We start from the raw sequence: 20,375 nt of genomic DNA, 5'->3' as shown, positions 1-20,375 counted from the left end.
GGAATTTATGAAAAAACGAATTTTATTCAGCGTTCTGACGCTGTTTCTGCTTTTCCTCGGGCTGCAGCCGATTCACGCTCAGGAAGGCTTCACGATCGACCATTACGACATTCAGATTGAGGTCAGCGAAGATGGGGTGTATACCGTTACGGAAACGCTCGACGTTCAGTTTCAGCAGCGCCTGCACGGCTTAAATCTGACGCTGCCCAAACGTTACCGCAATGTATCATGGCGGATTGGCGATACCGTGATAAACCGCAGCTACGTCTTTCCGATCGACCACATCGAAGTGCTCTCAGGTCATGAAGCCAAGCTCAGCGATGAGGATGATTACTACAACCTCCGCCTGGGCAGCGCCGATACCTACGCCCAATCTGAAGAAACCTATCAGATCCGCTATCAGGTGCATACCCGCGATTTGAGATTGGGCGACATCCAGAGTTTTTACTGGAATCTGATTTCTGTTCACTGGGATACAACGATTGAGAAGGTCACCTTCCGGGTCACGATGCCAAAAAGCTTCGATGCCAGCCAGCTGTACTTCTATTCTGATCTGCCGCAGGATCAATTCCGCTTTGAGCAGGAAGGGACGACCTTCAGCGGCGAAACCTTATCCGCGCTGGCTCCGTTTGAGGGGATCACGGTTAAGCTGGACTTGCCTGATCAGTATTTCATCTATCCGAAACAAGCTGATTATTCCCTGCCCCTCGCCATTCTCGGCGGTTTTATCACGCTGCTCAGCATTTTCTGTCTGATGCGGTGGGGTCGTGATGAAACGTTGATCATTCCGGTCGAATTTACCGCGCCGGAGGGGATCTCCAGCACCGAGGTCGGTATGATTCTAAACGGTTCCGTGCAAAACCGGGAAGTCTTGTCGCTGATTCTGGACTGGGCGAATCGCGGCTACCTGACGATTGAGGATCAAACGAAGACCTTGAAGCTGAATAAGCTGCAAGCTTTGCCGGAGAATACGCCGGTCGCGGAGCTGCGGTTGTTCAACGCGCTGTTTAAGAACCGCGACAGCGTGACGACAAAGCAGCTGGAAGAAAAGTTTTACACCCATCTCAATCAGGCGATTCAGGATTATTCCGCTTATTACCGGCTGCCGGAAAAGCGGTTGTTCACCAAGCTCTCTTCAACCTTACAGGTAATTTTAACCTTGTTAGCGCCGCTGCCGATTGCGATTCTGGCGGCCTTGCAGTTCTATGCCGTTGAATTCAGCTTCGCGGCAATCGTATTCCTGATCATTCCGTATTTCGTGATGATCATCGTCATCATCATGGGCTGCAGTCTGCAGCAGCGTTGGCACAGTGCCGGCGGCGGCTTTCGATTCGGTATGCTTCTCGGTATGGTCCTGCTTACGGGTCTGTGGGCGCTGTTATTGGCGATTGCCTTTCTGACAGCACGCCAGAGCTGGCTCTGCCCGGTTTTCTTAAGCATCTGCACGCTGATCAGCGCTCTCTGCGCGGTTTTCATGAAGAAGCGGACCGAGCGGGGACAGCGGTTAACCGGGAAAGTCTTAGGTCTGCGGAACTTCATTCTGTACGCGGAAAAGGACCGTCTGGCCATGTTGGTAAAAGATGATCCAACTTACTTCTACTCGATTCTGCCCTATGCCTACGCGCTGGGCTTATCGGATATCTGGGCGGAACATTTCCGGGGTCTGACCTTGGAACCGCCAACCTGGTACTATGGCCCGGATGGCTGGACAACGTGGTATATGATCAGCCGGCTGGACCGCAATATGAATTCGTTCCAGCGAGCCATGACCTCCGCACCGGTTTCCTCAAGCTCGGGTCCGCATGGCGGCAGCTTCGGCGGAGGCGGGGGCGGCGGTTTTACCGGCGGCGGCTTCGGCGGCACCTCTGGCAGCGGCTGGTAAGCAGCTCAATCCGCATCCTGATTTCAATATCCGCCAATCGCAATGAACACGAAAGCTGCAGGTTATTAGAACTTGCGGCTTTTCTTCTGCCGATCATTCAGCCAAGCAGCGCCTATTTCTTTAAGAGCCGAGCTTCGTTCCGCCAGCATTGCCGTTTTATTGTGCGTAGTACTTTCATTTTGTTCTTTGTTTCAGGCTGATGTACTGTCATTCGCTCAAAAATAAAGGCTTTTCTACTTTCGTTACTATACAAAAAAAACACGGCTTACCACCGTGCTTTCATCGCTTTTTCCATCTCCCGCTTCGCATCCTTCAGCTTCGCGTCCTCACGCTTGTCGTATAACGCTTTACCCTTGGCCAGCGCGATCTCCATCTTGGCCCGGCCGTTTTTTAGATACAGCTTAACCGGAACGACGGTATACCCCTTCAGCTTGACCTTCTGCTGGAGCTTGACGATTTCCAGCTTGTGCAGCAATAGCTTCCGTTGGCGGGTTTCGTCATGATTGAACTGGTTGCCATGATCATAGGCTGCGATGTGCATCTCCTTGATCCAGGCTTCACCGCTGATGAAGCTGACGTAGGCATCCTTGAACTGCGCCTTGCCCTGACGTATCGATTTAATTTCAGTTCCAGTCAGGACCAGTCCGGCTTCAAAGCGCTCCTCCAACGAATAGTCATGGGACGCCTTGCGGTTGACGGCAATGATTTTTTCACCGCTCATCGTGATTCCTCCTTATGCTTGGGTGGGTTTCGGTTTCCGCCGGCGGGTGCGCCGACGTTTGCTTTTGACCGGAGCCGGTTCCGCAGGCCGGTTCGGTTCCTTACGGGGACCGGCTTTTTTCTTCGCTGCGGGAATAGGCTCGCGTTTTTCCCTGCGCGGCCGGACGAGATCGAAGTCAATCTCCTGATGGAGCTTGCTGGCGCCGGTTACTTTAATCTTGACGCGCTGCCCCAGCCGGTATATCTTCTTTGTCCGCTCACCCTTCAGGCTCAGCGTATCCGGATCGTAATGATAGTAATCGTCCGTCAGCTTCTGTACGTGAACCAGACCTTCGACAGTATTTTCCAGTTCGACAAAGAAACCGAACTTCGTGACGCCGCTGATGACGCCTTCGGCAATCTTACCGATTTGATCCTCCATGTATTCGGCTTTCTTCATATCTTCAACTTCCCGTTCCGCTTCGATCGCAGCCCGTTCCCGCTCCGAGGTCAGCTTGCCATATTCCTCCATTTTGAGTTCGTCCTGCTTCATCATTTCCGGATCCAGTGCGGTTCCGAAGCCGTATTTGTGAAGCATCCGGTGAACGATCAAATCCGGATATCGGCGGATTGGCGAGGTGAAGTGGGTGTATTCTTCCAGCGCCAGTCCGAAATGGCCCAGACAGCGCGGGTCATATTTCGCCTTCTGCATGCTTCGCAGCATCATCGTCGAGATGACCGGATAGGCCGGATCGTCTTTGAACGAATCCAAAAGCTGCTGCAGCTGCAGCGGACGGATTTGTTCAACGCTGCCTTTGAAACGCTTGCCCATCAACAGGACGATCTTCGCGAAATCCCGCAGCTTTTTCGGCTCCGGCGCTTCATGTACCCGGTACAAGGCCGGAATCTCAAGCCATTTCATGTGTCGGGCCACGCATTCGTTGGCCGTGACCATGAAATCCTCGATGATCATTTCCGCTTCCTTGCGCTCGCGCACCTGAATTTCCTGAATTTTATTTTGTTCGTTTAAAATGATTTTCGCTTCCGGCGTTTCAAAGTCGATCGCTCCGGCCTCATGACGGCGCTTGCGGATCGCCCGCGAACAATCCCGCATCAAACCGATCATCTCCGTCAGCTTCTTGTATTTCCGGCAGACTTCTTCCTCGCCTTCCAGAATTGCGTTCACCGCGGTATAGGTCATCCGCTCCGTTGTCTTAATATAGGATGGGAAGATCTCATAATTGAGGATTTCCCCAGCTTCGTTGATCTCCATTTCACACGACAGCGTTAACCGCAGCACTTTCGGATTCAAGGAACAGATGCCGTTGGATAACAGGTGCGGAAGCATCGGTACCACACGGTCGACGACATAGGTGGACGTGCCGCGTTTGAGCGCTTCCTGATCGAGCGGGCTGTTCTCTGGAACATAGTGGGAAACGTCCGCGATATGAACGCCCAGCCGGTATCCGCCGGCGATCTTCTCGACGCAGACCGCGTCGTCCAGATCCTTGGAATCCTCGCCGTCAATCGTGATAATCATTTTCCCAGTGCAGTCGCGGCGGCCTTCTTTTTCTTTCGGCGATACGCGCGACGGCGTCCGCTGCGCCTGTTCCATGACTTCCTGCGGGAACTGCGGGTCGATATCGTATTCCAGCAGCACCGACAGAATATCCACGCCCGGATCGTCGATATGGCCTAACAGCTGGACAATTTCCAGCTCCATCGGATCACCGTAGCGCAAGACCTTCAATAACACCTTCGTGCCGCTGACCATTTTAAAGGCCTGCCAGTTTTTGACGATCAGCCGGGCTTTAATCCGCTCGTCGTCCAGCCGCAGCTGCAGACCTTTGCCTGGCGATGAGAAAAACGTCCCGACCAGCGTGTTTGTTTTGTGCTGCAGAACGCGGATGACCTCGCCCTCGTCGCTGCCGTAGAAAGACGGCAGTTTCTTGACGATTGCCACATCGCCGTTCATCGCCCCATGCAGATTGGCTTCCGTGATGTGGATGCTGTTCTCTCCTTCCAAATCCAGAAAGCCGAAACCTTTGCGGTTTACGGATAACGCTCCCTGATAGTAACCGCCCATTCTGGCCGGCATCAGATTGCCTTTCTGGCTGAAAACAATCACATATTGTTCAGCCAGTTCGTTGACCGCTTTATTCATCGCCACGAATTCTTCTGTTGTTGTTAAGCCTAACGTTTCCTGCAGCTGAGCCAGACTCAACGGTCGATAATGCTCGTCGGCAATCATCGTTTCAATTTGTTGTTTTATGTCTATTTGTTCCATAACCTCACCTCGAATTTCTTTTAATAATATGAAAAAAGGCCGCTGTTGACGGCCGTTAGTTCAGTACCCTAATCACAATGACCAGCACGAAGAACAAAATTCCGACAACCAGTGTGGCATTGGAAATAATCTTCTCCGGTCCTCTCTCTTTTACATTGGCAAACAGATTTAATCCGCCGCTCCCAGTAAAAGCACCGCTGATCCCGTCTGATTTTCCACTTTGTAACAGAGAAAGAAGTATTAAAATCACGGACACCACCATCAATAAGATATCAAGCATCTTAATCCTCCTTTCAGATTTATCGCTTTTCTATTATAACAAAGGCGTAGTCAAATTGCAAACAGTTCTGCTGATGAGATCACAGAAAAACAGTAGAAAAGCGATTTTTCATGATAAAGCGAAGTATCCTGGCTTAGAGGATTACAAAACTACTTTGTCAGGAGTATTCATGGAATGGATTGACGAAGTTTTTAAAAGTCTGAAACATAAAACTTTTGAGATGCCAACTTGAATATGATGAATTCAACTTAATTTTATTATTGCCAGAATTTCACGCTTTTAAACCAGGAACAAGTCATCACCCAAATTAAACAAAGTTAAGAAACAGCGCCTTGTAAAAAGTCATGCTTTACGGATATCATTGAATTTCGATCAGCATTTTTCGCTCCTTCTCCGGGTGTTTATCCTCGCTCCTTTTGTCATTCGCTGAATATTTTGTTCAGCCAATAAAAAATGCGAAACTCTTAAACGTAGAATTCCGCATTCTTGTAAAATTTTAGTATTTTATTTCTTCCCTTGAAACTGACATCCTTATCTATTCTGACAAAATTGCTTGACCGCTTGTTCTTTATTCTTAAAAACAGCGCGTCCCATCACAGCCGCAGTCAAGGAACTGTCTGCCAGCTTGGAATAAATTTCAGCCGTCACGCCGCCGTCAATCCAAACTTTCTTTCCTTCAGCGGCCAACTTCAGCGCGAGTTTTTCCATCTCATTCTGATAACATTGTTCGGGGTCGTCGGGATAGGCAGTTGCCACCAGAATCTCATCGGCCAGAGTCAGCAGCGCATAAAAGTCAGGACGGGATTGATCAAGCACATTGATGCTGATGCCTGTGGGAATTCCTGCTTGTTGATAAATTTGAATTACCTGCTGAGCTTCAGAAAGATGTGCAGTTTGAATAAAGACATGATTCGCATTACATTTTCGGACTTCTTCCAGATAATCTAACGGCCGCCACACTTCCAGATGAATCGATTTTTCAGCGGCCGTTGAAGCATCGCAAATCAGCTGGCACATTTTAGTGCCGAACGTAATCCCCGAGACTGCGACCCCATCTTCAATATCCAGATGCAGGCTGTTGAAGAAACGGTCGGCAAAGGCCACCTCCTCCTCAATTCGAAGCAGATTGCCGGAAGCGATCGAAGGACTAATGTCCATTATAAATTACCCCGAGCCTCTTTTGCATTTTTCATCAGTTCGGCAACCCGCCGGGAATCAACCGGATTATAAAACTTTCCCTCCTGTTTCATCCACGTACCAACGACACAGCCATCAGCCGTGGATAAAATCGAAGCGACTGTTTCTGCTTTTACCCCATTACTCGCGAAAATTGGAATGTCCGTTGCTTTTTTTGCCCGGGTTACCAACGAAGTATCAATGGAAGATCCTGCCGTTGCCCCATAAACAAGCAGAGCGCTCGGCGCCAGAGAAAAGGTTACAGTTTTCGCAACTTCTTCAATCGGACGTTCGGCAATCTGACGGGCGCCTTCAGGTACTAAAGTCGCCAGCGTCTTTATATTCCGGCAGCCCACTTCGATTCGATGCCGCTCAATTTCGCCCATCTTTACATCGGCAATTCCGTCATTTCCGGCATAAGCACCGCTTAACGTCTCACGGATGAAATCAGCTTCGACAGCCGCAGCCAAATCATACGTTTTCATCGCATCTGAAGCTACATCCACTCCGAAAGGGACCCGAATCTCAGATCGCAGTTCGCCGATAATCCGCGCCATGCAGGCAATGGTCACAGGGCGCACATCCTCAAGATAAGGAATTGAATATTCATTACAGAATAAAATTCCGTCAATCCCGCCTTCCTGAATCGCATGCAAATCGGCGCGGGCGCGCTTCAATACTTTCTGGATCCCTCCTTCCGGATCATATTTAGGATCTGTCGGCAAAGCCATTAAATGCATCATCCCGATAACCGGTTTATCCGTTCCAAATAGTTCTTTCATCCACATTTTTATTCATCTCCTTCATCATGTAAGAATTTTGTTTCCAGAAACTGTGCCAGCTGTACCTGAGGCAAAGCGTCCATACTTTCAAGAAAATGTTGGTCTTTCAGATTTTTTATAATTCGGGAAATGACCCGGACATGTTCCTGATCATCCAATAAGGCCAAATTGAGCACATACCGCACCGGAATTTCCTGATCGACATTCTCCATGCTGCGAAAGAATACTGGTTCTTTCAATCGAAGCACGCAAACGGCTTGCTTCAGCACATAATCTTTTGTTGTATGAGGCATCGCTACAGGACAGCTCTCAGTCAGTCCTGTAGGATAGCTCAGCTCGCGACTGACACAACTTTCATAAAAATCATCACGGACACAACCTTTTTCCAACAACTTATCCGCAGTTAGCTTCAGAGCTTCCTGCCAGGTATCGGCTGCGCCTTCTATCATAAATAATTGACTCATTTTCCACGCTCACAATTTTCTACGTTTTTGTTAAATAAACTTGGTTTTTCAATATATTCGATCTGAATTTTCCGGCGGCGCCGGTGTATTGTCCGCAAAATTTCGGCTGTTTCCTCTGCACTGAAGACATTTGGAATTTTGATCACGGTATCCTTACGCTGCAGAACGATCCGAATTCTGATTTGCGGATTGTATTCAATCCTGACTATTTTATCCAGCGGAATATGTTTTACATCCATAAGTCCGTTATAAAAATAGATTTCATCGGCCTCAATTCTCAGCCGGCAGGTCCAGGCCTGCATCAGATGCAGTCCGGCCATGAATACACACATACCATAAAACACTAAATTCAACGTTGACGAACGAAAGACCGTCGGTTGAACTATCAAGATCAGCATCAGCAAGCTCACGCTGCCAATCCCAACCCGCAGATATACTTTTTTTACATTCTCTCTGACAGTATACGTTTTCATGAGCTTTCTCCTATGATCTGTTCCGGTGAAGAAACAGCCGCCTCAGTTTGCGCTTCATTCTGTTAATGAGATAACGTTTACCAGACTCCAAACAGCTTGCTGACCAAAGCGATAATCAGACAATGGAATTCTTCGACGCTGGATCCGGTAACCATCCCTGCCGCATTGGTAATATAGCCTGTATTCACTGCCAATTTGGTCACTAACGGCGCCATCCAGCTTAAAACCTGATAGGAATAAATACAGTTGACGGTTGAAGCGATCACTGTTTTCAGAATATCACCCCGGGCAAAAAGCGAGCACATACAGGTTGTGTAGACCATTGAACCCAGACTGGCAATCGGAAAGAAATTGACGCCTGGTAAAAAGGCTACAGCCAAACCAATCGGAATCATGATTGCGGCACATTGAATTCCACTTTCATCCCCCAGGCATAAGGCTTCATCCATACCGATATAAATATCGTATTCATCGCCAAGTTTCTGCTTGAAGATTTTACGTGCTGCGTTTGAAATCGGATTCAATCCTTCCATAAGCAAACTGACCATTCGCGGAAGAATGACGATTGCCGCTGAAAGCGTGACGCTCATTGTCAGCATCGTTGCAAGATCCTGGCGGGTAATGATGGAAATCAGAATGCCGACAAAGAAGGTCAAGACCGAAGTTTCGCCTAAGGAACCAAATTTGTCGCTGAACCATTTTGCGTTTAAATTAATCTTGTTGATGACCGGGATGCGATCCATGATCCAGCATACAACATAATCAATCGCCCAGATTTGGAAGGCGTCGTTATTACAGCAGGTCGTCCCCGGCAGATTGTAATGTTTCTGCCAGTACGGAGCTATCCAGTCTGCCATTTTCAGAATGATAACGAAAGTTCCCACGGCAACCAGCATGGCGGCAATCACGGCTGAACTCGCGCTCAATCCAGCCAACTGTGCTACATAATAGGCCATTGCTGCGCCAAGAATAACATGGAAGTAATTCCAAACGTCGACATCCATTGTTTTTGTAAACCGTAATCGGATCAGGAAATAATTCAGAATCAGACAAATCGGCACAATGATCAGGGCAAATGGCGTCGACCAGGCAATCGCAGCGATGCCTTCCCATCCGATATCAATCACGGTGAAGCCGCTGCCCATTCCGGAATAAAACTCAACTGCAGGATTCAGACAGCTGCACAGCATTTCAAGAATCACTGTAATTCCCAGAAATCCAGCGCCGATACGCAAACCATTTCGGAAAGAATCGAAAAATTTGATTTTGAAAAACAAGCCTAAAATCGTAATCATGAAAGGAAGGAAAATCGCTCCGCCCAAGTCCATGATAAACTGAATGATCGAATTAATTATCTGCATTTTATCCTCCAAGGGTTCAGTTATTGACTGAATTCTTTATCAGCGGCCAGGCGCAGGGCCTTACGAATTTCAGCAATCGTTTCCTCTTCCCCGATACCGGTGATCAATCCGTTAACCCGTACCAGCGGACAGTCGATCGCTTGGGCATAACCAGAAGTTACAAAGCATACGTCAAAATCTTTTGCCATAGCGGGAACATCGACGATTCGAGATTTCACGATTTGCACATCTACGCTGCACTCCCTGGCAATTCTGGAAATTTCTTCAGCTGCAAACGTTGAAGTTGCAATTCCTCCCCCGCACGCAATCAATGCTTTAACTTTCAAAACAGTTCACCTCCTAATGTGAATTTATGAGACCAAGCTTAGTTCATACTTCTATCATAAAGGCGCAATTTCAATTTGAACAGTCCAATTTCCTTCTTATTTCCAGCTTTAAATCAAAAGCCTTCTTATAGCATTGAAGCCTTTTGTATCCGTCTTTGTAAGCTTTTATGTTATAATTTATTCAACAGTAAATAAGAGATATTTATGAACAAGCAAACAGTAGACTTATTAAAGAAAATCATTACAGAAGAAAGCGGAACGTTAAAGTTGGATTCACTTCCGGCATCGTTTAACGTTTCGCGAAGAACCTTTTATAATTATTGGGAAGAAATTAATGATTACCTGGACAGCCTCCATTGTACCCACGCGGTTTGTTTTGACGGCCGAAAATTTCAATTTACCGGAACTGCAGCCCAGCGTGATTATCTCGCTGCCTCTGTGAATTCGATGACTTTTTATGAATACCGGCTTTCTGCCACGGAAAGACAGATAATCATCGCAGCCACGTTAATCACCTCGGATACGCCGGTTAAAAACGATTATTTTAAAGAAATCTTTTATGTCAGCCGTAATACAATTATCAATGATCTGCAAAGCCTCAGGTTTATCTCCAAGATGGATCCAGAATGTTTCCAAGCCACTCATGACGGGTTGGTTTTCGCTTGTCCTGAATTACAGAAACGAAATTTACTGCTTCAGCTGCTGGGGACCGAAATCGACTTCAACGATTATTTCATGAATCAGCCGACCAATCCCTGTATCGCTTATTTAGCTCAGCATTTGAAATTTGACCGGTATCGAAGACTCGCAGAAATCAGCATAAAAAAAGCAGAAGGCTTGTTAGAACTTAAGTTATCCGATTCGGATTTTTATCGGCTGCTAACACTTCTGATCTTTCAAATTACTCGCATAGAATCGGGCCACATGATTCAAGGATATTCTACACGTTCTCACAGCTTCAATTCCTGGGAACAGTTTTCCACGACCATTTTCGATCAGCTGAAAGATGAAATTGCGGTCAATCCGTTGGAGATTGAATTTTTCACAAAAACAGTACAGGGGATGGATCTGGCATTAAAGCTTGGTAACAGTCCTCATGATTCGGTATTCTTTTCCCTGACAATCAGAGAATTTCTGCAGAAAATATCCTTCTATTATAAAATTGATTTACTCAGCGACAGTTTATTATTTGAATATTTATGCGCGCATATTACAGCTTGTTATCATCGCCTTAAAAGTGGCAGGAAACTGGATAATCCTTACCTGAATGAAACACAGAGGCAATATTCCAGAGATTTTGAAATCATCAAACGGAATATTTATATCCTTGAAAATGGTCTGAATCTTGCTTTAAATGACAGTGAGACTGCCTACATTCTCATGCATATCCTCGCTTCGATAGAACGCGGAAAGTTTAATCACTATGTCCCGAACATTCTGGTTACCTGCAGTGCAGGAATGGCTACAGGAAACTTTCTGGCCATGCAGATTCATCGTCATTTCCGCGTTAATCTCATTGATGTTTGTTCTGTGCATAAAATGGATGAAATGCTCGCCAGCCGGAACGTTGATTTGATCATCTCCACAGTCCCGATTGAATCTTCCATTGTCCCTGCCTTAACGGTCAACGTGATTCTGTCCGAATCGGATTTGACCCGCATCCGATCATGCTTATCTGAATTAGAAAGCTCCCGGATTCCGGTACTGACCAACTCTCACAGCGAATCCATGGCTGACCTGCATCGCTTTTCCGCCAATGAAAAAACAGCGTTTCTCAATCTGCTCAGCGCTGATCGCATCGTTTTAGATAAAGATATTATTGATTGGAAAGAAGGGATCATTGCAGCCGGTGAATTACTTCTGTGGCAGAAAAAAATCACAGTCAACTATCTTCATCAGATGATTGATCTTGTGATTAAATATGGTCCTTATATTGTAATTGCCCCCGGTGTCGCGCTCGCCCATGCGTCGCCGTTAGACGGCGTATTAGAACCAGCGCTTTCGCTTGTTCGGCTCAAGACGCCAGTCTGCTTTGGCGATCATCAATACAATCCGGTACTGACGATCTTGGCCTGTGCAGTTTATGATACACCTGAATATGCTAACATCCTGATTCTGCTTATGACGCTTTTACGACGGCCTGATTTTATTCAGACAATTCAGAAGGCCAGGAATCCGCAGACAATTTTATCCTATTTTCAAACGCAGCTTCCTTTTCCATCAGAATAAATCTAGTTTCATCAGTTCCAGATAGCTCTTGACCTCTAAATCCGCCGCTGATGTATTTTGAACAATTCTGGACCCTTTAAAGCCGATCGTTTTGAGGCCGGCTTTTTTTGCGGCCGCAATCCCGTTGGCAGAGTCTTCAATCACCGCAAGTTCTTCGGCAGGAAGTGCCATTAATTCAACCGCTTTTAAATAGATTTCAGGATCCGGCTTTCCATTTTCTACCTGATCGCCCGCAATAACCGTATAAAAACGATCTTCGATATCAAATAATTGCAACAGCCGGCGAATATAAGGCGTACTTGAAGAAGTTGCAACGCCCAACCGAATTTTTCTTTCAGTTAAGTAATTGAGAAATTCCATCAGACCCGGCATTGGCTGCATATACTCATCTTGAAAGTAATATTCATAACAGGCAAGTTCATCTTGTATAAACTGGTCCAGACTCACGCTCTTTATCCCATACCTGGCCATAACTTCTTCACAGGACCGGCGCAAGGTCATCCCACAGAACTCGTCCAGATCGGCTGGATCCGCGTTGATTCCGAAAGTGTGAAGATGATCGAGCATTCCCTGAGTAAATTTAGGCTCAGTATCGCTCAGAACCCCATCGCAATCAAAGATCAATCCTTTTAGCATCATATCTTCCTTCTTTCTTTCCCCTGTTATTTAACCTTATATAAGGCGTATTGGTCAAGCAGAAGAAGGAAGGAAACCAAAAAAGCGTGTTCAATTCTACGTGCATCCTTTTGTACAGAGGAATTCGGGTAACTGTTAACGTAAAAAAGACAGCCTGTGAAAGACTGTCTTTTCAAATGAAGATGTATTCTGCTTATTTCTTAACGTTGTAGAAGCAGTTCATGCCCTGGTATTCAGCGATTGGGCCCAGTTCGTCTTCGATCCGGATCAGCTGGTTGTACTTCGCGATACGGTCAGTACGGCTCATCGAACCGGTCTTGATCTGGCCTGCATTCAGACCGACGGCGATATCCGCGATGGTCGTATCTTCTGTTTCACCTGAACGGTGGGAAACGACGCAGGTATAGCCAGCCTTCTTCGCCATTTCGATAGCGTCGAAGGTTTCTGTCAGCGAACCGATCTGGTTGACCTTGATCAGGATCGAGTTGGCGATGCCCTTTTCAATGCCTTCCTTCAGGATTGCCGGGTTCGTAACGAACAGATCGTCGCCGACCAGCTGAATCTTGCTTCCCAGCTTGTCTGTCAGTTTCTTCCAGCCGTCCCAGTCTCTTTCGCCTAAGCCGTCTTCGATCGAAACGATCGGGTACTTTTCAACCCATTCTTCATACATGGCGATCATTTCATCCGTGGTCTTTGTGCCCTGTCCGGATTTTTCCAGATCGTAGTTGCCGGTTTCTTCATTATAGAATTCAGAAGCCGCAACGTCCATGGCGATGCAGATATCCTTGCCCGGAACATAGCCCGCAGCTTTGATCGCTTCAACGATCAGCTTCAGCGGTTCTTCATTGCCTTCAACGCAGGAAGGAGCGAAGCCGCCTTCATCACCGACGTTTGTGTTGTAGCCTTTGCCCTTTAAGACTTTGCGCAGGTTGTGGAATGTTTCAGCGCCCATTCTGACAGCTTCCTTCAGGGAAGTTGCGCCAACCGGCATGATCATGAATTCCTGGAAATCAACCGTGGAATCCGCATGGCTGCCGCCGTTTAAGACGTTCATCATCGGAACTGGCAGCGTCTTGCCGTTGAATCCGCCGAAATATTTATACAGCGGCATATCATAGTAATCTGCAGCGGCCCGTGCGCAAGCCATGGAAACGCCCAGGATCGCGTTCGCGCCCAGTTTGGACTTATCGTTGGTGCCATCCAGTTCGATCATGACTTTGTCGATCGCGTTCTGATCGGTAACGTCCATGCCTAAGACAGCGTCGGCAATGATATCGTTAACGTTGGCAACCGCCTTCGTTACGCCCTTGCCCATGAAACGGCTCTTATCGCCATCACGCAGTTCCAGTGCTTCTCTTTCGCCTGTGGATGCGCCGGATGGAACGATCGCGCGTCCGAAAGCGCCGGATTCTGTCGTTACTTCGACTTCAACAGTTGGGTTGCCGCGGGAGTCCAGGACTTCGCGTGCGTAAACATCAATAATACTAGGCATCTTCAATTTCCTCCTTGTGATTACCTGTTCTATTTTCCTTCTCCCTTTTACATTCGGGGAAAAGTCAAATGCTAACGGTGTGTTTTCTTTGTTTTTCTGCCGTCGTTCTGCAGCGCCAGCCCCAGAACGATCAGCAATACCGGCCAGTAGCTGACCAGCATCGTTTCCATACCGGCCATCAGCTGTTGGACGTCCAGAGTCGGATTCAGCAACAAGATGGCGCCGGAAACAATCAGAATCCCGCCGATCCTCTTTTTCATAACGACGCCTCCTTTTGGCTTCATTATAGACAGAGGATCGATGGGAATTTTGTCATTTTACCTTATTTTGTCGCGTTGATGATTTCTTCAAAGGAATCCGTTTTCAACGAAGCTCCGCCGATCAGAGCGCCGTCGATATCTTCCATGGCCATGTATTCCTTAATATTGTTTGGCTTGACCGATCCGCCGTACTGGATGCGGACGCCTTCCGCCGCTTCATCGCCAAACATCACGCGAACCTGGTCACGGACGATGTGGCAGCAGTTCTGCGCGATTTCCTTGGTTGCGCTCTTGCCGGTGCCGATCGCCCAGATCGGTTCATATGCAAGAACCATCTTGGCGACGCACTTCGGGCACAGCCCTTCCAGGCCGCCCTTCAGCTGCGCGCGGATGACTTCTTCAGTCTGACCGGCGTCAAACTGAGCTTCAGTTTCACCGATGCACAGGATCGGCGTGATCCCCGCTTCGATTAAACGCTTGGCCTTTTTGTTGACCGTTTCGTCTGTTTCATTGAACATCTGACGGCGTTCGGAATGGCCGATGATGCACCATTTAACACCGATTTCTTCCAGCATCGGAACGCTGACTTCACCAGTGAACGCGCCGTTGTCTTCAAAGTGGCAGTTTTCCGCCGCGACGATCAGACCCTTCGCCGTGTTGACGCAGTCCTTCAGCGCTGTGAACGGAGCTGCGATGCCGTAATCTGCGCCGTCGTGCAGCTTCGGTTCAATTTCATTGATGAAGCTGACCGCTTCCGCGCAGGTCTTATTCATTTTCCAGTTTCCGACAATAATTGGTTTTCTCATTGATTTATTTCTCCTGAATGATTGCGATGCCCGGCAGTTCCTTGCCTTCCATGTATTCCAGGGAAGCGCCGCCGCCGGTGGAAATGTGCGTGAATTTGTCTTTGAAGCCCAGCTGGATCGCCGCTGCCGCGGAATCGCCGCCGCCGATCACCGTCATCGCGTCAGGCAGCTCGGAGATTGCCTTGCAGACTTCGATCGTGCCGTTGGCGTAAGCCGGGTTCTCGAAGACGCCCATCGGTCCGTTCCAGACGACCGTCTTGGCGCCCTGCAGTTCTTTCTTGAACAGCTCGACAGACTTCGGTCCGATATCCAGGCCCATAAAGCCCGCTGGAATTTCGTCATTGCTGACCGTCTTGACTTCCGTTGCGTTTTCAAACGCGTTGGCAACGACAGAGTCGACCGGCAGGATCAGCTTGTCGCCGCCCTTGGCCAAAAATTCCTTCGCCATTTCGATCCGGTCTTCTTCTAACAGGGATGTACCGATTTCTTTCCCCTGAGCTTTTAAGAAGGTGTACGCCATGCCGCCGCCGACAATGACCTTGTCCGCGATGTTCAGCAGGTTTTCAATGACAGCGATCTTATCGGAAACTTTCGCACCGCCTAAGATAGCGACTAACGGACGCTTCGGATTGTCGATCGCCGCGCTCAGGTTCTCGATTTCTTTCTGAACCAGGAAGCCGCAGGCGCTTGGCAGATGCGTCGCAATGCCGACGGTGGAAGCATGCGCTCTGTGAACCGAGCCGAACGCATCGGAAACGAACAAATCGCCTAAGCCTGCCCAATACGCAGCCAGATCCGGATCATTCTTGGATTCGCCCTTTTCATAACGGGTGTTCTGCATCAGGACGATATCGCCTTCGTTCATCGCCGCGATCGCATTTTCCAGTTCTTCGCCGCGGGTTACCGGAACGAAGGTAACTTTGCCGGAAACCAGCTCCTGCAGCCGTGCGGCAACCGGAGCCATGTTGTTCTTTTTCCTGCCTGCTTCGCACTTTTCAGGATCTTTATGATCGATCTTGCCCAGATGCGACATCAGGATAACCTTTGCGCCATGCTCCGTCAGATAGTTAATCGTCGGCAGAGCGGAAACGATCCGGTTATCATTGGTAATTTTTCCATCTTTGATAGGTACGTTAAAGTCGACGCGAACCAGGACGCGTTTTCCTTTAACATCAAGGTCACGAACAGTTTGTTTTGCCATGTTAAGAATTCCTCCTTTTACATTTCAAATTATAACACCCGAAAGAAGTGAAGTAAACTAGGAAAAAGCCGCTTGTGATCATCTTATCAAGGTGATAGCGCTTTCTTTTGACAACCCTGCCGGATTGTTGTTTTTTGCCTTCGCCAAGCCGTTTTCTCCAACGTTTCCCCCACCTCCCTGTCGACGCGGACAGCTCAAAAGGAAAGGAGCGTTTCCGCTCCTTATTCCATCTCGTTGTAAAGCTTGGTATATTGATCCGCCGACAGATTCCAGCTCACGTCGGTGCCCATTGCCTGCTGGACCAGCTGATCCCAATCCGCCCGGTTGAGGTAGTAAGCATCAGCCGCGCAGCGCAGCGTGTAAAGCATGTCATGGCTGTTGAATGCCGTAAAGCTGAACCCGTTGCCTTCCTTGGTGTACTGGTTGTACGGATGAACCGTATCGCGCAGGCCGCCGGTTTCCCGGACTAACGGCAGCGAACCGTAGTGCATCGCGATCAGCTGTCCGATTCCGCATGGTTCAAATAACGACGGCATTAAGAACAGGTCGCAGCCGGCATAAATCCGATGCGCCAGTTCATCGTTGTAACCGCAGTAATACACGGCACGGCGGCGATACTTGTCTTCCATCATCTTAAACTGGTTTTCGATGTGCGTTTCACCGGTGCCCAAAACAACAAACTGAACGTCCAGGCCCATGATATCCGCCATTTTTTCAATGATCAGATAGACGCCCTTCTGCCAGGTCAGTCGCGAAACGATGCCGATCATCATCACATCGTCCGCCACCCGCAGCCCCAGCTCTTTCTGAACAGCGGCTTTGTTCGCCCGCTTGCCTTCCAATACGGTTTCCGCATTGTAATGCGCCGGCAGCGCCGGGTCGGTCATCGGATCCCACATCTTGGTGTCGATGCCGTTGACGATGCCGTACAGATCGCTCTGTCTGAAACGCAGCACTTCGTCCATCTGTTCGCCATACTGCGCCGTCAGAATTTCCTGAGAATAGGATGGCGACACCGTCGTGATCTTATCCGAGAAAATAATGCCGGTCTTCATGAAGCTGATGCCGTTGTGGAAACGCATCGAGCCGTCGTCGAAATACCGCCGGTCGATTCCCAGACAGTCCGTCAGCACATCGGCTGGGAAATTGCCCTGGAACGCCAGGTTATGAATCGTATACATATGTTTGATCTGCTGATAACGCTGATCGTCCGGATACTGAATGTGGCACATCGCCGCGATCATGCCGGTATGCCAGTCGTGGCAATGCATGATATCCGGGAAGAAATCAATCGCCCACAGCATTTCCAGCACTGCTTTCTGATAGAAGGCGAAACGTTCGCCATCGTCCGGATACCCATATAATCCGTCTCTTTCAAAATAGCCGGCATGCTCGATGAAATAATAGGTAACGCTTTCCCACTGCGACTGGTAAATCGTCGCAACCGTGTCGATGACGCCGATATGAATCGGAATCGTTTTCAGCTTCGTGAACTCGCCGCGGTATTTTTCAGCAATTCGTTTATACAGCGGCAGTACGACGCGGGCATCCATGCCCTTTTCGTTTAAGATCTTCGGCAGCGAGCCGATCACGTCCGCCAGTCCGCCGGTCTTGATATACGGCAAACCTTCCGCCGCGACAAACAATACTGATTTCATAAGACCCCTCCTTTAAATCCGATCTCTGCGTTTAACATAGATCGGGGAATCATCGGTCCCCACTAACTTTTTAATATGGTTGACGATCGCCGCCTTATCGACGATGACATGATCCAGCTTCGCGCCCTCGCCAATATAGGCTCCCGGCAGGATGACGCTGTTTTTAACGACCGCGCCGCTCTTGATAATGACGTTTCGCCCGATGACGCAGTTTTCAACATTTCCTTCGATATGGCAGCCGTTGGCAATCGAGCAGCCGCGGATTTTCGCCTCCGGCATGTATTGCGACGGCGCAGAATCGTTAGTGCGGGTGTGAATCGGCCAGTCTTCTTTAAACAACTCACGCGCTTTAGCGTGCGTGCGCAGTTCGATATTCGCCTTGAAGTAGCTGCGCAGGCTGTTGATGCAGTAAACGGTGCCCTTAAACGCATAACCGTTGATCCGCAGATCGTCGCAGCTGTCAGCCAAGATATCCTTGAACCAATACAGCGAGCTGGTGTTGGCCGCTTTGCGGACCAATTCCAAAAACAGCTTCTTGGTCATAACATACGCTTCCAGCGATACGTTGCGGGTCTTGTATTTGCCGCGGTTCTTCTCAAACGTCACGATCCGCTTGTCCTTGTCCATCGACAACGTATCGCAGCCGATGAATTCTTCCTTCGCGTTATCCGTTGATTTGTAGATGACGGTAACGTCGGAATTCTTCTCCGCATGATATTTGAGAACTTCGTTGAAATCGATCTGATAAATCATATAGCTCGGCGCGATGATGACATACGGTTTGTTCACTTCTTCAATATACTGAATATTGTCCATAAAGTTGGCGATGTCGTGGTTATAAACATCCGACATAATCCGGTTTTCGCCATACAGGATGCTCAGACGCCCGCGCTTGGAGTTGATGTTGTATTGCCGGCCGTTGCCCAGATGCTCGATCAGGGAACGCGGTTTGTCCTTGATGAACACTTCGATTTGGGAAATTCCGGAATTGGTCATGTTGGAAAGCATGAAGTCGATCAAACGGTAACGACCCAGAAAGGAGATCGCAGAGGCCGGGCGGTAATCCATCAGACCTGTGATATCGACACAGGCGTCTTCAAAGTTAATAATTCCTAATGCGTCACACATACTTCCGTCCCCCTTATTTCACTCTCTTTTTTGCGATCAGTTCGATATGCTCGCTGTCCTTGTGTCCCACGACAGCGCCCGGACTGATTTCCACATTGTCCGCGACGATGCAGCGGGTTACCTTCGCGCCCTCGCCGATCACGGCGTTCGGCATGATGACAGAGTCGATAACCTGCGCGCCGCTGCCGATTTCGACATTGGTGAACAGGACGGAGTTTTTCACGCTGCCGTTGACGATGCAGCCCTGATTGATATAGCAGTTTTCAACAACCGCTTCCTCGCCGATAAACTGCGGCGGCGTCGGTACGTCCTCGGTATAAATTTTCCATTGGGAATCGCCCAGATCCAGTTCGTTGTCCGGATTCAGCAGGTCCATGTTGGCTTCCCACAAGCTGTCGATCGTTCCAACGTCTTTCCAATAGCCCTTGAAGCGGTAAGCGGTCAGAATCTTGTTGTCGCGTAAGAAGGCCGGGATGATATCTTTGCCGAAGTCATGGCTGGAATTCGGATCCTTTTCATCGGCGGTCAGATACTTGCGCAGCGTCTTGTAGTTGAAAATATAGATGCCCATCGAAGCCAGATTGCTCTTCGGCTTCGCCGGTTTTTCCTCAAATTCAATAATCCGGTCGGTTTCATCCGTATTCATGATGCCGAAACGGCTCGCTTCCTTTAACGGAACGGCCAGCACGGCGATCGTCGCGTCGGCGTTGTTGGCTTTGTGGTGCGCCAGCATCTTGGCATAGTCCATCTTGTAGATGTGGTCGCCGGACAGAATCAGCACGTATTCCGCTTCCATCTGATCCAGAAAGTCGATGTTCTGCGTGATCGCATCTGCCGTGCCGCGATATAATCCCAAGCCGGTCTTATCCTTTTCCCGCGGCGGCAGAACGAAGACGCCGCTGTCGCGCGCGTCCAGTCCCCAATGGTGATCCCGTGCGACGTAAGAGTTCAGCAATACGGATTCATACTGCGTTAAAACGCCGACAACGGAAATTCCCGAGTTGGCACAGTTGCTTAAAGGAAAGTCGATAATACGATACTTTCCGCCGAAGTAGACTGCCGGTTTAGCGACTTTTTTTGTAAGATCAAGAAGACGGCTTCCGCGTCCTCCCGCTAAAATCATGGCAACCATATTATTTTGTTTCATACCTTTAGCCCCCATAGTTTCTTTATGATTTTATTATAGCGTGTTCCTGTCTGTTTTTCAAAGATTAAAAATCATAATTTCCATGTTC

19 protein-coding genes are annotated in these 20,375 nt (G+C 48.6%); 2 read left to right on the top strand and 17 right to left on the bottom strand.

What is annotated here, in order from left to right; all coding sequences use genetic code 11:
• Nucleotides 1-7 precede the first annotated feature (7 nt).
• Nucleotides 8-1,882, top strand: a complete 1,875-nt coding sequence (locus I2D94_RS13870; RefSeq protein WP_195397341.1) for a DUF2207 domain-containing protein — start codon at nt 8-10, stop codon at nt 1,880-1,882.
• A 265-nt stretch (nt 1,883-2,147) separates the two neighbouring features.
• Here I2D94_RS13870 and smpB read toward each other — a convergent pair whose 3' ends face one another.
• The 9 genes from smpB to I2D94_RS13825 all read right to left on the bottom strand — a co-directional run bounded on the left by smpB (nt 2,148) and on the right by I2D94_RS13825 (nt 9,730).
• Nucleotides 2,148-2,603 (bottom strand): SsrA-binding protein SmpB, encoded by a 456-nt coding sequence (gene smpB / locus I2D94_RS13865; protein WP_072685688.1) that lies wholly within the window; start codon nt 2,601-2,603, stop codon nt 2,148-2,150.
• A gap of 12 nt (nt 2,604-2,615) precedes the next feature.
• The gene (gene rnr, locus I2D94_RS13860) at nt 2,616-4,868 is read right to left on the bottom strand and encodes a ribonuclease R (RefSeq protein ID WP_195397340.1); all 2,253 of its coding nucleotides are present in this window, start codon (nt 4,866-4,868) and stop codon (nt 2,616-2,618) included.
• Between the two features lie 55 nt (nt 4,869-4,923).
• Nucleotides 4,924-5,148 (bottom strand): preprotein translocase subunit SecG, encoded by a 225-nt coding sequence (gene secG, locus I2D94_RS13855; protein ID WP_006057619.1) that lies wholly within the window; start codon nt 5,146-5,148, stop codon nt 4,924-4,926.
• Between the two features lie 531 nt (nt 5,149-5,679).
• Nucleotides 5,680-6,306: a hypothetical protein gene (locus tag I2D94_RS13850; protein ID WP_195397339.1), complete on the bottom strand. Its 627-nt coding sequence runs from the start codon at nt 6,304-6,306 to the stop codon at nt 5,680-5,682.
• Nucleotides 6,306-7,112 (bottom strand): BtpA/SgcQ family protein, encoded by an 807-nt coding sequence (locus tag I2D94_RS13845; protein ID WP_195397338.1) that lies wholly within the window; start codon nt 7,110-7,112, stop codon nt 6,306-6,308. The genes I2D94_RS13850 and I2D94_RS13845 overlap by 1 nt, the downstream gene beginning before the upstream one ends.
• A 2-nt stretch (nt 7,113-7,114) precedes the next feature.
• Nucleotides 7,115-7,570: a PTS sugar transporter subunit IIA gene (locus I2D94_RS13840; protein ID WP_195397337.1), complete on the bottom strand. Its 456-nt coding sequence runs from the start codon at nt 7,568-7,570 to the stop codon at nt 7,115-7,117.
• On the bottom strand, nt 7,567-8,043 hold the full coding sequence (locus I2D94_RS13835; protein WP_195397336.1) for a hypothetical protein: 477 nt from the start codon (nt 8,041-8,043) through the stop codon (nt 7,567-7,569). The genes I2D94_RS13840 and I2D94_RS13835 overlap by 4 nt, the downstream gene beginning before the upstream one ends.
• Nucleotides 8,044-8,120: 77 nt before the next feature.
• A complete protein-coding gene (locus I2D94_RS13830; RefSeq protein ID WP_195397335.1) occupies nt 8,121-9,404 on the bottom strand; it encodes a PTS transporter subunit IIC in 1,284 nt (427 codons plus the stop codon).
• Nucleotides 9,405-9,424: 20 nt separating this feature from the next.
• On the bottom strand, nt 9,425-9,730 hold the full coding sequence (locus tag I2D94_RS13825) for a PTS sugar transporter subunit IIB (RefSeq protein WP_195397334.1): 306 nt from the start codon (nt 9,728-9,730) through the stop codon (nt 9,425-9,427).
• A gap of 735 nt (nt 9,731-10,465) precedes the next feature.
• On the opposite strand from I2D94_RS13825, the gene I2D94_RS13820 reads away from it, so the two are divergent.
• Complete coding sequence (locus tag I2D94_RS13820) at nt 10,466-11,959, top strand: PRD domain-containing protein (RefSeq protein WP_195397333.1); 1,494 nt, start codon at nt 10,466-10,468, stop codon at nt 11,957-11,959.
• Here I2D94_RS13820 and I2D94_RS13815 read toward each other — a convergent pair.
• The 8 genes from I2D94_RS13815 to I2D94_RS13780 all read right to left on the bottom strand — a co-directional run bounded on the left by I2D94_RS13815 (nt 11,951) and on the right by I2D94_RS13780 (nt 20,287).
• The gene (locus I2D94_RS13815; RefSeq protein WP_195397332.1) at nt 11,951-12,598 is read right to left on the bottom strand and encodes an HAD family phosphatase; all 648 of its coding nucleotides are present in this window, start codon (nt 12,596-12,598) and stop codon (nt 11,951-11,953) included. The genes I2D94_RS13820 and I2D94_RS13815 overlap by 9 nt on opposite strands.
• 190 nt (nt 12,599-12,788) lie before the next feature.
• A complete protein-coding gene (eno, locus tag I2D94_RS13810) occupies nt 12,789-14,087 on the bottom strand; it encodes a phosphopyruvate hydratase (protein WP_072685686.1) in 1,299 nt (432 codons plus the stop codon).
• Nucleotides 14,088-14,158: 71 nt separating this feature from the next.
• Entirely contained in the window at nt 14,159-14,347 is a 189-nt protein-coding gene (locus tag I2D94_RS13805) for a hypothetical protein (RefSeq protein ID WP_039863675.1), read from the bottom strand.
• A gap of 62 nt (nt 14,348-14,409) precedes the next feature.
• Complete coding sequence (gene tpiA / locus I2D94_RS13800; RefSeq protein ID WP_072685685.1) at nt 14,410-15,153, bottom strand: triose-phosphate isomerase; 744 nt, start codon at nt 15,151-15,153, stop codon at nt 14,410-14,412.
• A gap of 4 nt (nt 15,154-15,157) precedes the next feature.
• Nucleotides 15,158-16,354: a phosphoglycerate kinase gene (pgk, locus tag I2D94_RS13795; RefSeq protein ID WP_195397331.1), complete on the bottom strand. Its 1,197-nt coding sequence runs from the start codon at nt 16,352-16,354 to the stop codon at nt 15,158-15,160.
• Nucleotides 16,355-16,575: 221 nt separating this feature from the next.
• Nucleotides 16,576-18,012: a glycogen synthase GlgA gene (gene glgA, locus I2D94_RS13790; RefSeq protein WP_072685683.1), complete on the bottom strand. Its 1,437-nt coding sequence runs from the start codon at nt 18,010-18,012 to the stop codon at nt 16,576-16,578.
• 12 nt (nt 18,013-18,024) lie between these two features.
• Nucleotides 18,025-19,140, bottom strand: a complete 1,116-nt coding sequence (gene glgD / locus I2D94_RS13785; protein ID WP_195397330.1) for a glucose-1-phosphate adenylyltransferase subunit GlgD — start codon at nt 19,138-19,140, stop codon at nt 18,025-18,027.
• Between the two features lie 13 nt (nt 19,141-19,153).
• Nucleotides 19,154-20,287, bottom strand: a complete 1,134-nt coding sequence (locus I2D94_RS13780; protein ID WP_072685681.1) for a glucose-1-phosphate adenylyltransferase — start codon at nt 20,285-20,287, stop codon at nt 19,154-19,156.
• Between the last annotated feature and the right edge of the window lie 88 nt (nt 20,288-20,375).

This window comes from Holdemania sp. 1001302B_160321_E10 (genome assembly GCF_015552275.1).
Taxonomy (GTDB): Bacteria; Bacillota_I; Bacilli_A; order Erysipelotrichales; family Erysipelotrichaceae; genus Holdemania.
The sequence above is the reverse complement of the archived record's forward strand: the minus strand, read 5'-3'. Positions and strand labels throughout refer to the sequence as shown.

Excerpts from the sequence above, each read along its gene's own strand:
- I2D94_RS13780 (WP_072685681.1), bottom strand. The coding sequence starts at position 20,287 with ATGAAACAAAATAATATGGTTGCCATGATTTTAGCGGGAGGACGCGGA.
- eno (WP_072685686.1), bottom strand. The coding sequence starts at position 14,087 with ATGCCTAGTATTATTGATGTTTACGCACGCGAAGTCCTGGACTCCCGC.
- I2D94_RS13835 (WP_195397336.1), bottom strand. The coding sequence starts at position 8,043 with ATGAAAACGTATACTGTCAGAGAGAATGTAAAAAAAGTATATCTGCGG.
- I2D94_RS13830 (WP_195397335.1), bottom strand. The coding sequence starts at position 9,404 with ATGCAGATAATTAATTCGATCATTCAGTTTATCATGGACTTGGGCGGA.
- pgk (WP_195397331.1), bottom strand. The coding sequence starts at position 16,354 with ATGGCAAAACAAACTGTTCGTGACCTTGATGTTAAAGGAAAACGCGTC.
- I2D94_RS13815 (WP_195397332.1), bottom strand. The coding sequence starts at position 12,598 with ATGATGCTAAAAGGATTGATCTTTGATTGCGATGGGGTTCTGAGCGAT.
- I2D94_RS13845 (WP_195397338.1), bottom strand. The coding sequence starts at position 7,112 with ATGTGGATGAAAGAACTATTTGGAACGGATAAACCGGTTATCGGGATG.
- glgD (WP_195397330.1), bottom strand. The coding sequence starts at position 19,140 with ATGTGTGACGCATTAGGAATTATTAACTTTGAAGACGCCTGTGTCGAT.
- tpiA (WP_072685685.1), bottom strand. The coding sequence starts at position 15,153 with ATGAGAAAACCAATTATTGTCGGAAACTGGAAAATGAATAAGACCTGC.
- I2D94_RS13870 (WP_195397341.1), top strand. The coding sequence starts at position 8 with ATGAAAAAACGAATTTTATTCAGCGTTCTGACGCTGTTTCTGCTTTTC.
- smpB (WP_072685688.1), bottom strand. The coding sequence starts at position 2,603 with ATGAGCGGTGAAAAAATCATTGCCGTCAACCGCAAGGCGTCCCATGAC.
- I2D94_RS13805 (WP_039863675.1), bottom strand. The coding sequence starts at position 14,347 with ATGAAAAAGAGGATCGGCGGGATTCTGATTGTTTCCGGCGCCATCTTG.
- secG (WP_006057619.1), bottom strand. The coding sequence starts at position 5,148 with ATGCTTGATATCTTATTGATGGTGGTGTCCGTGATTTTAATACTTCTT.
- rnr (WP_195397340.1), bottom strand. The coding sequence starts at position 4,868 with ATGGAACAAATAGACATAAAACAACAAATTGAAACGATGATTGCCGAC.
- I2D94_RS13840 (WP_195397337.1), bottom strand. The coding sequence starts at position 7,570 with ATGAGTCAATTATTTATGATAGAAGGCGCAGCCGATACCTGGCAGGAA.
- glgA (WP_072685683.1), bottom strand. The coding sequence starts at position 18,012 with ATGAAATCAGTATTGTTTGTCGCGGCGGAAGGTTTGCCGTATATCAAG.
- I2D94_RS13820 (WP_195397333.1), top strand. The coding sequence starts at position 10,466 with ATGAATCAGCCGACCAATCCCTGTATCGCTTATTTAGCTCAGCATTTG.
- I2D94_RS13850 (WP_195397339.1), bottom strand. The coding sequence starts at position 6,306 with ATGGACATTAGTCCTTCGATCGCTTCCGGCAATCTGCTTCGAATTGAG.